The 15,493-nt window shown below is 61.0% G+C and carries 12 protein-coding genes; 3 read left to right on the top strand and 9 right to left on the bottom strand.

The features are described 5' to 3' along the window. Window positions 1-294 precede the first annotated feature (294 nt). Complete coding sequence (locus BLT65_RS36225; RefSeq protein ID WP_091787402.1) at window positions 295-1,287, top strand: GlxA family transcriptional regulator; 993 nt, start codon at window positions 295-297, stop codon at window positions 1,285-1,287. Window positions 1,288-1,348: 61 nt separating this feature from the next. Here the strand turns inward: BLT65_RS36225 and BLT65_RS36220 are convergent, their stop codons facing one another. The 3 genes from BLT65_RS36220 to betC all read right to left on the bottom strand — a co-directional run bounded on the left by BLT65_RS36220 (window position 1,349) and on the right by betC (window position 5,282). Further along, on the bottom strand, window positions 1,349-2,491 hold the full coding sequence (locus tag BLT65_RS36220; RefSeq protein WP_091787399.1) for a porin: 1,143 nt from the start codon (window positions 2,489-2,491) through the stop codon (window positions 1,349-1,351). Between the two features lie 242 nt (window positions 2,492-2,733). After that, the gene (locus BLT65_RS36215) at window positions 2,734-3,699 is read right to left on the bottom strand and encodes a choline ABC transporter substrate-binding protein (protein WP_091787396.1); all 966 of its coding nucleotides are present in this window, start codon (window positions 3,697-3,699) and stop codon (window positions 2,734-2,736) included. 41 nt (window positions 3,700-3,740) lie between these two features. Beyond that, window positions 3,741-5,282, bottom strand: coding sequence for a choline-sulfatase (betC, locus tag BLT65_RS36210; RefSeq protein WP_091787393.1), 1,542 nt, complete (start codon window positions 5,280-5,282; stop codon window positions 3,741-3,743). A 141-nt stretch (window positions 5,283-5,423) separates the two neighbouring features. On the opposite strand from betC, the gene BLT65_RS36205 reads away from it, so the two are divergent. Further along, a complete protein-coding gene (locus tag BLT65_RS36205) occupies window positions 5,424-6,350 on the top strand; it encodes a choline sulfate utilization transcriptional regulator (RefSeq protein ID WP_091787390.1) in 927 nt (308 codons plus the stop codon). A 150-nt stretch (window positions 6,351-6,500) separates the two neighbouring features. Next, window positions 6,501-7,379: a formyltetrahydrofolate deformylase gene (gene purU, locus BLT65_RS36200; protein ID WP_042314286.1), complete on the top strand. Its 879-nt coding sequence runs from the start codon at window positions 6,501-6,503 to the stop codon at window positions 7,377-7,379. Window positions 7,380-7,435: 56 nt separating this feature from the next. Here the strand turns inward: purU and BLT65_RS36195 are convergent, their stop codons facing one another. The 6 genes from BLT65_RS36195 to BLT65_RS36170 form a co-directional block, all read right to left on the bottom strand. Continuing rightward, a complete protein-coding gene (locus tag BLT65_RS36195; RefSeq protein WP_091787387.1) occupies window positions 7,436-9,091 on the bottom strand; it encodes a trimethylamine N-oxide permease in 1,656 nt (551 codons plus the stop codon). A gap of 143 nt (window positions 9,092-9,234) precedes the next feature. Next, complete coding sequence (locus BLT65_RS36190; RefSeq protein WP_042314288.1) at window positions 9,235-10,104, bottom strand: glycine betaine ABC transporter substrate-binding protein; 870 nt, start codon at window positions 10,102-10,104, stop codon at window positions 9,235-9,237. Window positions 10,105-11,007: 903 nt separating this feature from the next. Beyond that, window positions 11,008-12,162 carry an FAD-binding oxidoreductase gene (locus tag BLT65_RS36185; RefSeq protein WP_042314044.1) on the bottom strand — a complete coding sequence of 385 codons (1,155 nt, stop codon included), beginning with the start codon at window positions 12,160-12,162 and terminating at the stop codon, window positions 11,008-11,010. Between the two features lie 52 nt (window positions 12,163-12,214). Beyond that, on the bottom strand, window positions 12,215-13,495 hold the full coding sequence (locus tag BLT65_RS36180) for an aromatic ring-hydroxylating oxygenase subunit alpha (protein WP_042314041.1): 1,281 nt from the start codon (window positions 13,493-13,495) through the stop codon (window positions 12,215-12,217). A 41-nt stretch (window positions 13,496-13,536) separates the two neighbouring features. Beyond that, window positions 13,537-14,316, bottom strand: a complete 780-nt coding sequence (locus BLT65_RS36175; protein ID WP_091787384.1) for a drug:proton antiporter — start codon at window positions 14,314-14,316, stop codon at window positions 13,537-13,539. Next, entirely contained in the window at window positions 14,313-15,491 is a 1,179-nt protein-coding gene (locus BLT65_RS36170; protein ID WP_091787381.1) for an electron transfer flavoprotein subunit alpha/FixB family protein, read from the bottom strand. The genes BLT65_RS36175 and BLT65_RS36170 overlap by 4 nt, the downstream gene beginning before the upstream one ends. Window positions 15,492-15,493 lie beyond the last annotated feature (2 nt).

The following is a 15,493-nucleotide window of genomic DNA, read 5'->3' as shown; positions in this document are numbered from 1 at the left end:
CCTTCGACACAGCTCGTAATGTTCTAGAACGCCCGCGTGGCAGGCGGCGAGTGAGACGACCCTGGAAAGACGCGACGTGCATTAAAGGTACAAATCCATATTCCGGCAAAATCGACTATCAGCGACCCGTTCTTGCTTGCGCGCGACCATGAGGGAAAACCAGCATGCGTCGGCACGATTGGTGCGCTGCGCCATACGAGCATGGATTTTTGTCGGCTTGCCGCATTGCATGCTGCTTGCTACGCTCGCCGGATTCGACGAATCCGGCCAACCTGACATCCAGAAGATCGAGCGATGCCCGAAGACATTTCGTTTCTGCTGCTGCCGGGCTTTTCGGCTCTTGGCTTCATGTCGGCTATCGAGCCTTTGCGCGTCGCGAACCGCTTTCGCGAGAACCTTTATCGCTGGCATATCCTGAGCGTGGACGGCGCGCCCGTGGCCGCGAGCAACGGCATTTCGATGAATGCCGAAGCCGCATTCGGCGATGTCGATCATGCGCGAACGGTCTTTATCGTCGCGGGGTTCGATCCGCTTGCGTGTTACAACCGCACGCTCGGCGACTGGCTCCGACGGCTCGACCACGCGCACGCGACGCTCGGCGGCATCGACACGGGCGCCTTTATTCTGGCCGAAGCGGGACTGCTGCGCGCAACCGACAGCGTGACCCTGCATTGGGAAGCGCTCTCCGCATTCCGCGAGCGCTACCCGTCGGTGGATGCGAGCGAAGAGCTATTCGAGATCGGCGCGCGGCGCATCACGTGCGCGGGCGGCACCGCTTCGATCGACATGATGCTCGACCTGATCTCGCGCAGTCACGGCGCGGCGCTCGCTTCGTCGATCTCCGAACAATTCGTCGTGAGCCGCATTCGCCAACGCTCCGATCATCAGCGTATGGAAATCGCCGCGCGTTACGGCGTGCATAACCGCAAGCTGATTCAGGTGATCGGCGTAATGGAACAGAACATGGAAGAACCGCTTGCGCCCGCCGATCTCGCGCAGGAAATCGGCGTCACGCGCAGACAGCTGGAGCGGCTTTTTTGTTCGTCGCTAAAGGACACGCCGACCCATTTCTATCTGCAATTGCGGCTGGATCGCGCGCGCGAGCTTTTGAGGCAGACTGATATGTCGATTACGGCCATCTGTGTTGCGTGCGGATTCGAGTCGCCGTCGCACTTCTCGCGGACCTATCGCGCGCGGTTCGGCGCGAGTCCGCGCAGCGACCGGAGTCCGCTGCGTCATACTGCCGGTGGCAATGCGAATACGACACTAGAGACCGCAGTGCCTTGAATGTAGTGTCTTTTTGATCGATTTGCCTTGCCCTTTGCGGACAAGGCAAATCAAACAGGCATCAGAACGAGTGCCGCATGCCGATACGTACATCGGCCTGTGTCGTCGTGGTGGACGGCGTGAAGCTATAGCCGATCACCGCATCCACGCCGCTCGACGCCTTCAGATAATCGCCTGAAATATAGACGTCCGTGCGCTTGGACAGCAGATAGTGCGCGCCGAGCGAACCCTGATTCCAGTGATGTCCTTCGAAGTTCGTATACTGGTAGCCGCCGATCACGCTGAACGCCGGCGTCACCTGCCAGCTCGCGCCGCCTTCACCCACCTTCATGTGCGACGTGACGCCCAGGCCCTTGATCGTCGTATAGGTGAAGTTACCCATCAGTGTCACGTCGCCGATCGCGTAGCTCGAGCCGACGCCGAATGTGCCCTGCTTGTCGACAGGAAATGGGTTGCTCGAAAAGAGATCGGTTCTCGCGCCTGTCGCCGGATCGACGGTAACCGTCTGCTGGCCGAGAAAAGTGTGTACGCCGAGCATCGCGTACGGATCGAAGGCGTAGATGCCGTGCGGATTGTTCAGTTGCGTATAGGCCGCGCCCATCGTGAACGGTCCATTCGCATAGTGTGCGCCGACGCTCCATGCGCTGTCTTGGTGGAAATCGCCTGCAACGTTGCCGAACGAGTACATGCCGCCGAACATGAAGCCGGCGAATTCATTCGACAGGAACTTCACCGAATTGGGCAGCCGGTCGCCATTGAAGCGGTCGAAGTCGCCCTGGTGAATCGCGTAGCCGCTCCCCCACGCCGAGATGTTGTACAGGTACACCATCTCTTCCGTCATATCCAGCTGATTGCCGAACGACAGCGTGCCCCACTGGTTCTTCAGCCCCACATACGCCTGACGCCCGAACAGCGCACTGCCGAAGCCCAGTTGCCCATTGCCGAGGTGAAAGCCGCTTTCGAGCACGAACACCGCCTGCAAGCCGCCGCCCAGATCTTCCGTGCCCTTGATGCCGAAGCGGTTGCCATATGAGATGCCGTCGTCGAACTTCACGACGTGCGAGCCGCCTGTATTGTTGACCCAGGTAATGCCCGCGTCGATGATCCCATACAACGTGACACTGCTCTGCGCGTGACTCGCGTTCGACATTCCAGCGAGCGCGAGCGCGACGCCTGTCAGTGCGGCGGCATTCAGCTTTTTCATTGTGTGGTTCTCTCTTGCCTGAGTCTGAGGGGGATAGGGATGCGAACCGGACTTCGCGGCTTGTGCAATTCGCACGACGATGAATGCACAGTACAAATCCATTTTTCAGGCAACTCGACCAAACACGACGTACTTTGGTCTGTTAGCGACACACGCAACAAAACGAACACGCATACCGCATAAGAAAAGCGCGCGGCCCCTTGCGGAACCGCGCGCCATTTGACAGTCTCGACAATGCCGATTCAATGAATGCCGAGTTGCGCCTGCACTGCCTGCAATCCGTCGCCGCCATTCGTGGTCGTCACGCCTTTGAGCCATGTATTTAACAAAGCGGGATTGCCTTTCAGCGCATTCGACGCCGCGGTATTGATATCCACCTTGTTTTGCAGCACATTCGTGATGATCTGGTTTTCCAGATCAACATTGAATGTCAATTGTTGAAAGAGCCTGGCGAGATTCGTGCATTGGCCGGAAAAACCCGCACGCGTTACGGTATTCACCGTCGCGCCACCGTAGTTCGGGCCGAAATACGCGTCACCGCCCGACAGATAGGTCAAATGGAATTTCGTGTTCATCAGATGCGGTTCCCACGCGAGAAACACGATCCATTGCTTGTCTCGCACCGCGCGCTCGACCTGCGTCAGCATCCCCGTTTCGCTCGACTCGACGATCTTCCAGTCGCCGAGACCAAATGCCTTATCGGAAATCATTTTCTTGATGTTCTGATTGGCAGGCGCACCTGGCTCGATGCCATAGATCTTTCCGTTGAACTGGTCGGCGTGCTTGACGAGATCGGCGAATGAATGCACGCCCGCGGCGGCGACATAGTCGGGAACGGCAAGCGTGAACTTCGCATTGGTCAGATTCGCATGCAGCACGTCGATCGAACGTTCATCAACGAACGGCTTGACGAGCGGACCTTGCGCGGGCATCCAGTTGCCCAGAAACACGTCGATTTGCCCTTTTTTCAGACCCTGATACGTGATCGGCACCGACAGGTTCGACACGTTCTGCTGATAGCCAAGCGCCTTCAGCAGCACGCCCGTGACTGCGTTCGTCGCATCGATATCGGTCCAGCCGGGGTCGGCCATCCGGACTTGCGTGCAGCTTTGGGGCTCTGCTGCATGCGACGAACCTGTCAAAGCAATGCCGCATGCAGCAAGTATCAATGCGGCCTTCGCAAGCGAACTTCTCCAGCGTATGTTCATCGTGGACTCCCGTATTGAAGTTTTCTCTCTCTTGCCTGTCATTAGCCGCTGACGACGCGTGGATACCGCGCCATCGCTTCGAGCGTATCGAGTTCAATGTGATTGCGCATGTAGCGCTGGCTTGCGTCGTTGAATGGCTGCCAGTCCCATGAGCGGATCGTGCCTTGCGTCGTCGCTTCGAAATGAAAGCGCCGGCGGCGCTGGCTCGCGATCACCGCTTGATACAGTGCGGGAATGTTCCAGCGCTGCGCGATCTCCTTGCGAAATGCGTCGACGAGCGCGGCATTCTTCGGATCTTGCGCGAGGTTCACGCGCTCCTGTGGATCGTCCGCAAGATCGTAGAGCTGATCGGGATCGACGGGCGTATGAATGAACTTGTACTTGCCGCGCCGGATCATCACCATCGGCGCAATTGCGCCTTCCGCGAAGTACTCGACAATCGCTTCGTCGTGGCCGCCGTCGTTGTGCAGATGCGGGATAAGGCTCTGTCCATCCACGGAATCGGGCCATTCCACGCACCGGGCGCCCGTTGCCATTTCGACCAGAGTCGGCAGAAGATCGACGTGCGAGACCGATGCAGCCACGCGATGCGCACGATAGTGCTTTGGCGCATGCACGATCAGCGGCACGCGCACGCCACCTTCAAAACATGTCATCTTGTACCAGAGCCCGCGTTCACCGAGCATTTCGCCGTGATCCGATGTGACGATGACGATCGTATCGTCGGCGAGGCCGGTTGCTTTCAGCGTGTCGAGAATCGCGCCGAATTGCGCATCGACATATGAGAGCGCGCCATAGTACGCGTGTCGTGCGTCGCGAACCTGTTGTTCAGTCGGCGGCGTGATATCCGCTTCGTAAACATCGCGCAGACGCTTCGAATGGGGATCGCTCTCTTCGCGCGTCAGTGTTACGCGCGGCATGTCGATCTCTTCATCGCGGTACAGGTCCCAGTATTGCTGCGGAATCGCGTAAGGATCATGCGGATGCGTGAGCGACGCGACGAGGCAAAACGGCCGCGCGTCGCCGCCCGCCGCACGCTCGCGCACGATGTCGTATAGCTTCTGACGCGTCGTGTAGGTCACTTCGTCGTCGAAATCGAGCTGGTTCGTGCGCACGCATGGGCCGGCGTCCAGCACAGAACTCATGTTGTGATACCAGCTTGGCCGCACGTCCGGACGATCCCAGTCCGGCACCCAGCCGAAATCGGCGGGATAGATGTCGGTGGTCAGGCGCTCCTCGAAACCGTGCAACTGGTCGGGGCCGCAGAAATGCATCTTGCCCGAGAGGATCGTCCGGTAGCCCGCCGCCCGCAGGTAATGCGCGAACGTCAGCGTTTGCGCGGGCAATTCGGCGGCGTTATCGTAAGCACCGATTGCGGCGGGCAATTTGCCCGCCATCATCGAAAAGCGCGACGGAGCGCACAGCGGGCTCGCGCAGTACGCGGAATCGAATACGACGCCTTCTTTCGCCAGCGCATCGATGCGCGGCGTCAGCGAGACCTGATTGCCATATGCGCGCAGCGCAAACGGCGTCATCTGGTCCGCCATCAGGATAACGATATTCTGCTTTGTATTAAGGCTCATGGGCGGGGCGGATTAGAATCGTGGGGTTACGCTTCGAGGTGGGGCGCTTGCAGTGCAACGAGCGCCGCCTGCATGTCACTATTGCCGCTCATTAAACCGTTGTGAAGGCGGCGTGCGCTTATCGGCCCATAAGGGGATGTTATGCCGGGACCAGACCGTCTTCCGCCGATGCAGACCTTATCGGCCTTCGAATCGGCCGCGCGCCTCGCGAGCTTCACGGCCGCCGCGCGCGAGCTCGGCTCGACGCAGCCCGCCGTGAGCCAGCGCATCGTGCAGCTCGAAGAAGACCTCGGCGCGCCACTATTCGAGCGCGGCCATCGCGGCGTGACGCTCACGCCCGAAGGCGCGTTGCTCTATGAAGCCGTGCGCAGCGGTCTCGACACGATCCGCGAAGCGACAGCCGACATCCGCGCGCGCCGCGCAACGGGCGCATTGACGATCCTCACCGACGCCGGCTTCGCCACCTACTGGCTGATGCCGCGCCTGGCACGCCTCAAGGCGTCGATGCCCGGCGTCAACGTGAAGATCGTCACCTCACAACTCGGCTATGATCCGCATCGCGACCACGCGGATATCGCCATAGCATTCGGCGACGGCCATTGGCCGCCCTGCACGTCGACGCGCCTTTTCGCCGAAGCCGTCACGCCCGTCTGCTCGCCCGCGTTCCGCGAACTTCACGCATCCGTACGCGTTGCCGCGGATCTCGCCGCATTGCCGCTACTACACGTGCAGCCCACCGACCCCGAGCGCTGGCTTGCCTGGAACACATGGTTCGCCGCGCACGGTCTGCCAGCGCCGGAAGACAGCCAGGGGATGATGTTCAACAGTTATTCGCTCGTCGTGCAGGCCGCGCTGATGGGCCAGGGCGTCGCGCTCGGCTGGACGCCGCTGACAGACGAACTCATCGCATCCGGCCTGCTCGTACACCTGCTCGACACGCCCGTGACCACGGAGCGCGGTTATTACCTCGTCTGCCCGCCCGCGCGCCCCGCGCCGGCCGCCGTGCCGCTCTTCCGGCGCTGGCTTTTCAACGAACTGATCGACGTCGGCGAGCACGCGCACGCCTGACGTTCCGATACCACGAGCACGGCGCATCGGTTCTATGCGCGCGCAAATTGGGCTGATTTACTTGATCATCCCGCTTGCCGCGTCGCGCTGCGCTACAGGTTCAATGGCACGGTCATGCGGGAATCCCATATCGAATGACAGAGGACCCGCATGCCCACCACCGATCGCCCGCATCAGTTCGCGCTGACCCTTTCCTGCCCGAGCGCCGCCGGCCAGGTTGCTGCCGTCGTCGGCTTTCTCGATCGGCATCACTGCTATATCGACGAACTCACGGTGTTCGACGACGACATCAGCGAGCGCTTTTTCGTGCGCTGCGTGTTTCATGGCGTGGCGAGCGCGCCCGAAGCGGCGCTGCATATCGATACGTTGCGGCGCGAGTTCCACCCCATCGCCGCCGACTTCGATATGCAATGGGCGATGCACGATCTCGACACGCGGCCCAAAGTACTGATCATGGTGTCGAAGCTCGAGCATTGCCTCGCCGACCTGCTATTCCGCTGGCGAATGGGTGAACTGAAAATGGACATCGCCGGCATTGCATCGAATCATCCCGACTTCGAGCCGCTTGCCGTGCAGCATGGTTTGCCGTTCCATCATTTGCCTGTGACGCCTGAAACGAAGCAGCAACAGGAAGCGCAAATTCTCGACCTGTTCGAATCGAGCGGCGCGGAACTGATGATTCTCGCGCGCTATATGCAGATTCTTTCCGACGAAACGAGCCGCAAGCTCGCGGGCCGCGCGATCAATATCCATCACTCGTTCCTGCCCGGCTTCAAGGGCGCGCGGCCTTATCATCAGGCGCACGCGCGCGGCGTCAAGCTGATCGGCGCGACGGCGCACTTCGTCACCGACGATCTCGACGAAGGCCCAATCATCGAGCAGGAAGTGCAGCGCGTCGACCATTCGTATGGGCCTGAGCGCCTGTTGGCCGTGGGCCGGGACGTCGAATGCATCACGCTGGCGCGCGCCGTGAAGGCGTTCGTCGAACGGCGTGTGTTCATCAACGGCGACCGAACTGTCGTGCTCTGAAAACAGAAGCCGCCGCGCTGCAAGACGGACGCGGCGGCGGCATCACTTAAAGGCTATCAAAGGAACGGCTTCGCCAGATAGTGCGAGAACCATACGACGAACACGGCGAGCAGTAAAGCGCCATACGGCAGCAAACCACGCAGGCCAGCGGGCCGCAATCCGCCTTTCCACTCCATATCCTGCTGCATGCGCGCGGGGAAACGCCCGCGATCCTGCACGTAGTGGCGGAACATGAACACGGGCACGATCAGCAGCATCGCGATCAGTCCATTGCGCATCGTTCCCACGCCCTGCATGTCCGCACCCGCGCCGATGAACGCGAGATCCAGATAGCCACACAGCGCGCCCGCGGCGAGCAGCCACGCCGGACAACGGAACGGTCGATCCGCATCCGCGCGATCCAGCCGGTGAATCCAGCCCGATTGCAGATTGAGGAACACAAAGATCATGTAGCAGACGTTCGAGATCGACAGCACCGTCATGTAGTCCGACATCAGCAGCAGGATCAGATTGAAGCCGAGGTCGGTCCACATCGCCCGCGTCGGCGCGCCGTGCTCGTTGACGTGCGACAGATACTTCGGCAGCCAGCCATCGACGGATGCCTGATACAGCGTGCGCGACGAGCCCATCATCGACGTCATCACGATCAGCAGGATGGTCAGCATCAGCATGATGACGACCACGTCGAACATCAGCGCGCCGCCGCCGACCATATGCGCCATTGCGGCAGCCACGCCCGTGCCGTCGGCGATCTTCGGATCGAGCATGCCCTTCGTGCCCAACACACCCTGAAACGCGAGCGGCACCAGCGTCATCACGACCAGGCACGCCATGCCCGACCAGAAGATTGCTTTTACCGTGTCGCTGCGCGGATCGCGGAACTCGCGCGTGTAGCAGACGGCCGTCTCGAAGCCGTACGCGGCCCAGCCCGCCATGAACATCGCGCCGAACGCCATCGTGATGCCCGCGCCATTCCACGAGCCGAACGTCGACGCCGTCACGTTGCCTTGCGCATCGTGTCCGAGCGGCAGCAGCGGCCACAGATGCACCGCGGGCACGTCGCCCGTCACGAACGGCACGATACCGACGATCAGCAAGGGTGCAAGCGATGCAATGCCGAGAATGCGCTGCGTCTTCGCGGCTTTCGACGCGCCGCTATGCTGCAGCTTGAATGTGATCAGCAGAAAGATCGCTGCGATGATAAACGTCGCGTTGATGCGCAGCGACAGCCCTTGTTTGATGAAGCTGAGATCGAGCAGTGTCAGACGCCACGTATTGATCGCGGCATCGGGCGCATAGAGGCTGGAGAGCGCGTAATTGGCGGCGAGGCCCGTGCCCAAAGCGAGCATCGGCGACCAGGCGAGCCAGTTGCACCACACGGAAACGGGCGCGATGGTCTTGCTGTAGCGCACCCAGGCCATCGCGCCGTATACGGACGCGCCGCCCGACTTGTGCGGGAAAAGCCCTGAAATTTCGGCGTAAGTCGCGCTTTGAATCAGGCCCATCAGGATCGCCGCGACCCATATGGCCCACGCGGGTTGACCGATCGTTGCGGATACGCCGCCGATCGTAAACAGCACACCGCCGGGCACGCCGCTCGTCACCCAGAAAGCGTCTTTCCAGGTCAGGCCGCGTTGCAGCGAATGACCTTCATGCGCGGCGCCGTCGTTAGCGCCTTCGATACTGCGGGTACGCAGTCTTGCCTGATCCATCCAGTGTCTCCATCTGTAGTAAGAAGGAGCCTGCGCGCTGGCTGGAACACGAACAACCGAAACATACATCGGTGATGCAGATGCGCGCGCAGCGCACCTGCACCATCACAAAACGCTCGTCAGAACGCGTTAGGGAAGGACGGTTATTGTGCTCCGCCTACCCAGCTGTTCACGCGGTCGCCGTGTGCGGCGATCCACGATCCGGCTGCGTCGGCAGGCTTGGCGCCGTTCTCTGTCGCCAGCATGACGCTGTCGATTTCGCCCGGCTTCCATTGAAATTTCTTCAGAAACGCGACTACTTGCGGTGCCTTCGTATCGAGGCCCGGATTGATGACGCTATCCACGTGTTCGGATTCGCCGTACACCTTCTTCGGGTCTTCGAGGAACTTCAGCTTCCACTTGGCAAACATCCAGTGCGGAATCCAGCCTGTAACGATCACGGGTTTATTGGCATTCATCGAGCGCGCGAGTTCCGCGGTCATTGCGCTGCCCGAACTCGGCATCAGTTGATAGTCGAGGTTGTAGGCCTTGATGGCATCCGAGGTTTTCTTCATGACGCCTGCGCCGGCGTCGATGCCGACGATGCGTCCGCCGAAGTCGGCCTTATGCGCCTGCAGATCGGCGATGGTTTTTTCCGGCACGTCGGCGGGCACGATCAGGCCGATCTTTGCGTCGTTGAAGTTGGCGCCCAGGTCTTGCACCTTGCCCTTGAACTGATCCCAGTACGCGCCGTGCGTGACGGGCAGCCACGCCGAGAGAGTCGCGTCCAGGTCGCCGCGCGCCACGCCCTGCCACATGATGCCTGCCGCTACGGGCACGAGTTGCACTGGGTAGCCGAGGCGTTTTTCGATGATCTGTGCAGCGACGTTCGATGTGGCGACGCTGTCGTCCCAGCCTTCGACGTAGCCGATTTTGATCGTCGGTTTGGTGTCCGCTGCCGCGGTGCCCGTGCCGATTGCGCTCATTGCGGCGAGTAGCGCCCCGCATAACATCAGTTTTTTAAGGTGCTTCATGGTCGATCTCCTTGTGGCCGCTTGCCGCGGTGTGGCTTTAGAATCGCTAACCAGAATGCATCAGGTGGTCGGGTTTGCGACGTTTACTTGTCTGTATGCGACGCATGGTTTTTTTGTCTGCGACGCTGGGTGGTTCGCTATGGTTTGCGCTGGCATCCGCGTTATGCCTTCGTGGCGCGGCCAGTTTGGTTTCTTTGCCTTTGCGCTGGCATCCGCGTTTTGTTAGCGTGCTTCAAGCGTCGCCCCTGTGCGGGGCGGCACCTACTTTTCTTTGCCGCCGCAAAGAAAAGTAGGCAAAAGAAAGCGGCTAACACCGCCAATTCTTGTGTTTGCCTGAGGGCCCCCACAGGGTCTTACGCTTCACACGGCAATCACGTGACCCATACTCGTTGCCAACGCTCTTGCGGTGCGCCTCACCCGCTTCACGCGCTCGCGTTGCGACACGCCATGCCAGATGTTCCACGGCCGCCCAGGTGGCAAACTGTGTGTAGGGCGTAGTGCCACACACGCCACACTTCGGACCGATAGCGCATGCGTCCCACCAGTAAGAGCGCTAACGTGTACGACGCGACAACCTACACACAGTTTGCCACCTGGGCGGCACATACCGTTCGCTGCCGCTTGCCCGGGTACGGGCATTCGAGGCGGGTGAGGCGTTCATTCGAAGCGTTGGCAACGCACGCAAACAGAAAGGCTGCCGTGCGAAGCGTAAGACCCTTTGGGGGCCCTCAGGCAAACACAAGAATTAGCGGTGTTAGCCGCTTTCTTTTGCCTACTTTTCTTTGCGGCGGCAAAGAAAAGTAGGTGCCGCCCCGCACAGGGGCGACGCTTGAAGCAAGCCAACAATTCGCGGATGCCAGAAGAAAATCAAGCAAACCAATCAGCCGTCGCAGACAAAAAAACTCACTTATCCACCACGAGATCACTCAAAGGCTTACTACAGCACAACAACACCATCCCCTGATCAATTTCCCGCTGCCGAATCCCACCGTTATGCTTCATCTCCACCTGGCCAGACACGAGCTTCACCTTGCAGGTGCCGCACATCCCTTGTGTACAGGAAGCGGCCAACCGCACTCCGGCCTGCCGGGCCGCATCCAGCACATGTTGCGACGACCCACATTCAATCGAACGATTACTGCGTGAAAAGCTCACCGAGAACATTTGCGTGCCATTTGCAGCACCATTAGCCTTCTCTTCAGCCTCAAGCACTTCAGCCGCAACTTCAGGCTCATTCTCGATCAACGTCTCGAAAGAAAAACTCTCTTCGTGATACTGCTTGCGATCAAACCCCGCCTCATCGAGCAGATTGCGCACAGCCTGCATATAAGGCGCAGGACCGCAGGTAAAGATCTCCCGCTCCATAAAATCCGGAGCAATCAGCTTCAGCAGCGGCAGCGTCAAAAACCCGGTAACACCTGGCCAGTTAGTCCGACTCCCAACCCGCTCACAAACAAACGAAGTCCTGAAATTAACCTGATTAGAAGCAATCAGATCAAGCTCCCGCGAGAAGATAATGTCATCCGGCGTGCGAGCGCTATGCACAAACACGATATCGCGATCCTCGCTCAACTCATGATGCGCGCGACTCATCGACATCAACGGAGTAATGCCGGAACCAGCAGACAAAAACAGATACTTCCGCGCCGGATGCCGCGCGCACGTAAACTCACCCGCCGGCCCCAGCACCCGCACGCGCGCACCCGCCTGTAGGTTATCGTGCAGCCAGTTCGACACCTTGCCGCCAGGCACACGCTTCACCGTGATCGAAATCGTATGCGGCCGCGTCGGCGACGATGAAATCGTGTAGCAGCGATTGATCGTCTCGCCGTCGATCTCCAGCTCCAGTGTGATGAACTGCCCCGGCTCGAACACGAACGCACGGCCTTCCGGCGAACGGAAGAAAAAACTCTTCACGTCGTGCGTCTCCTGACGAACCTGGCAGCAGACCAGCGTTTCCTCGACATCGCTCGTCCAGCGCGCCGGCAACGCGCTCCAGAATTCGGGCTTCGTCACGCGGCTTTCGACGGGTCCGAAGGTTGCTGCATCGCGCATCATTGCTTGCTCCACTTGCCGCCAGGCATCCGGTTGGTTTTATCTGCAGCCGGCCTTAAACGGCCTTGATGTTGATCGTGCGTTGCTCCGCCACCGGGCTCTCGACATGCGCCGCAAGGCGCTGCACATACCAGTCGCTGAACTTCTCGACGAGCCCTTCCGTGTACGGCGAATACGGACCCGGCTCGTATGCGCTGCTCGATGCGCCGCGCTGCGAAAATTCGACGAGCGTACGGTCCTGGTCGTTGGTCGCGTTCCACACGGCCGTGAGATTCGCTACGTCGTAATCGACGCCTTCCACCGCGTCCTTGTGTACGAGCCATTTGGTGCGCACCAGCGTTTCGCCCGCCGACAGCGGAATCACCGAGAACGTCACGATGTGATCGCTCATGAAGTGATGCCACGAATTCGGCTGTGTCCAGAACGACAGCCCGCCCAGGTCGGCCTGCTCGAATCCGCCGAGCAACTTCTTCGATGCGACCTTCGCGTCGAGCGTCTGCGATTCACCGCTGCGATCGAGCGGCAGACGCTGCGTGCGAAAACCCGTCACGTCCGACAGCTGATCGATTTCAACAGAAGGCAGACCCATCTCTTCCCACTGCTTCTCGCGCTCGATGCAGGTGCGCTCGAATGCATCCATGCCTTCCGCGTTCGCGGGCGAGCGCTGATAGCCGAAGCCGTACTCGTAGAGCGAAATGGTCAGCTCGGGATGGTTCGCGACGCAGTGGTAGCACTCGCGGTTGTTCTCCATCGTGAGCTTCCAGTTGCCTTTCTCGATGATGTCGATCTGCGCGGCAATCTTGCAGTTCGGCAGATCGTGCGGCAGCAGATACGGCTCCATCGCGGCGCGCATCACGGCGAAATCGACGGGCGGCTCTTGCGCGAGGCACACGAAAATCAGACCGGCAAGGTTCTCGACATGCACGCTCTTCAGGCTGTGCTTGCAGCGGTCGAACTTCTCGCCCATGTGCTCGGCGAACATCAGCTCGCCCGCGAGGTTGTATGTCCAGCTGTGATACGGACACACGATATTGCCAACTGACCCCTTGTCCTCGTTGCACAGACGCGCGCCGCGATGGCGGCACACATTGTGGAATGCGCGCACCTGCATGTCGTCGTCGCGCACGATCAGGATCGAATCGTTGCCCAGTTCGACGGTCACGTAATCGCCCGGCTCGGGAATGTCCGGCTCGACGGCGACCTGAATCCAGTGTTGACGGAAAATCGCGTCCATATCGAGCGAGAAAATTTCTTCGCTCAGATAAAACGGTGCTTCGAGGCTGTAACCCTTCTTGCGCCGATCGACGAGCGCGCGAATGTCTGCCGATACTTTCATGTGTGCTCCGGGTTCCGAGGCCGTGTGGGTGCGGCGCAAAATCAGTATTCGATGAGTTGATGCTCGCGCAAATAATCGAGTATCACTTGTGCTTTTTCGACCGAAGTCCCTTCAATTACGACGCTGCCGCCCCGGCTTTCCGTGGTCGTCGCGGACAGCATGCGGGCATGGCCCGTGCGCTTCTCGGCGGCCGCGAGCCGGACCGGCTTGCGCGTGACGGGCGCGAGCGTCCATTGCGCCGCTTCCGCGTCGGCGCCCGCCTCCACGCGCTGAGGCGCGATCGAGCCGGCGCGTAGCCGCGCGTACGCATAGCGTGGCGTGACAGTCGCGAGCGGATGCACGGCGACGACGGCGGGCAGCGCGACCTCGACGCGGCGGCGCACGCCCTTCGGCAAGAATTGCCGCACCGTCGCGCGGCCGCCTGCAATCGACACTTCGACAGCCGTGCCGACTAGCGGGACCTGCAGCGCGTCCGCGAGCCGGTAGGGCAGCATGCCGCTGTCGAACGCGCCTTCGGCACAGGTGCCCGTCAGCACGAGGTCATAGCCTTTGAGCCGGGCTGCGAGCAGGCCCACGGCGTCTCCGTTGTCTGCGCACGTCAGCACTTCGACGCGCTCCGCGCCGAGCGCCAGGTACTCTTCGAGTGCGGGATTACCCGGATCGCCCGCATGCAGCACGTCGAGTCGCGCGGCGTGCTGGCTCGACAGCTGGCGGCCGATTTCCAGCGCGGCGGCATCGTTACGGCTATAGCGCGCGACGCCGCTGACAGGATGCTTGCCGACCGACACGAGCACCGCGATTTTTTCGAGCTTGCCGTTCATGCCGCGACTCCTTCGACGATCTGCTTCACAACGGGCGCAGCGCCCGCGCCACGGCCCGAGCGCGCCCGGTCGATCTCGTCGATCAGCGACGCGATGGTCGCCTGCGTATCGCCGATGATCGTCAGGTTCGCGCGCTTGACGATGGGCGCGCTGCCATCCAGATTCACCGCGATCACGTGGCGGCAATCCTTGATGCCCTGCAAGTGCTGCACCGCGCCCGAAATGCCGAACGCAATGTAGACGCTCGCCTCGACGGTCTTGCCCGTCGCGCCGATCTGCTTGTCGCGCGTGAACATGCCGTTGTCGACGGCGACGCGGCTCGCGCCGATTGCCGCGCCGAACGTGCTCGCGAGCTTTTCGAACGCGGCAACATCCGTCACGCCGTTACCCGCCGACACGATGAAGTCCGCCTCTTCGAGCGCGACCTGCGCGGCGTCGATTTCCTCGATACCCAGATCACGGTATGCGCCGTTCGACGCGTCGTTCGTTTGAGCGAATGCCGTGAGTTCAAGCCGCTCGCCTGCGCCGATAAACGGCAGCCGCGTATCGACCGCGCCTGCAGCAAGCAAAATCACGTCGGGCAGTGCGCGCGTCGCGTAGGCCTTTTTCGCCTGCGCATACGTCGACACCTGCTTCGCGTCGATCTGCACCACATGCGTCGCGATGCTTGCGCCCGCCAGCGCCGCATAGCGCCGGCCGAGATCGCCGTCGCCCGTCGCGTTGTCGGGCATGAAAATGTGCGCGGGCGCGAGTTGCGCGACGCATGCCGCCACGGCTTGCACTTCGCGTTCAGGCGCGAACGTGCGGCGGTCAAACGACGGCAGTTCGATCACCTTGTCCGCGCCAAGCGCGGCGGCGTCATCCTTCAGTTCGCCGAGCACCAGCAGCGCAACTTGCGTCGCCGCGTCCGCGATCAGCGCGGCAGCTGCCAGCGCCTGACGTGCGTGATCGTCGAGACCGCCACGGTCGCTGTGCGCAACGACAAGCAGCGTACGTTGCGGCGCTTGCGTGGTGCGCAGCGTCTTGACCGTGGCATGGCCGTGCCCGCCAGCATGCAGCGCGTGATCAGTCGATGCACCCGCGACATGCTCCGCGCCGAGCGTGATGCGCTTCAGTCCTGCTGCCGTGATGACGAAGGGCCGGCGCGGATCGATACGTTTGATAGTCGTATTCATCG

Source organism: Paraburkholderia steynii, from assembly GCF_900100565.1.
GTDB lineage: Bacteria > Pseudomonadota > Gammaproteobacteria > Burkholderiales > Burkholderiaceae > Paraburkholderia > Paraburkholderia terrae.
Note: the sequence above shows the minus strand (reverse complement) of the source record. Positions and strands in the feature narration are given on the sequence as shown.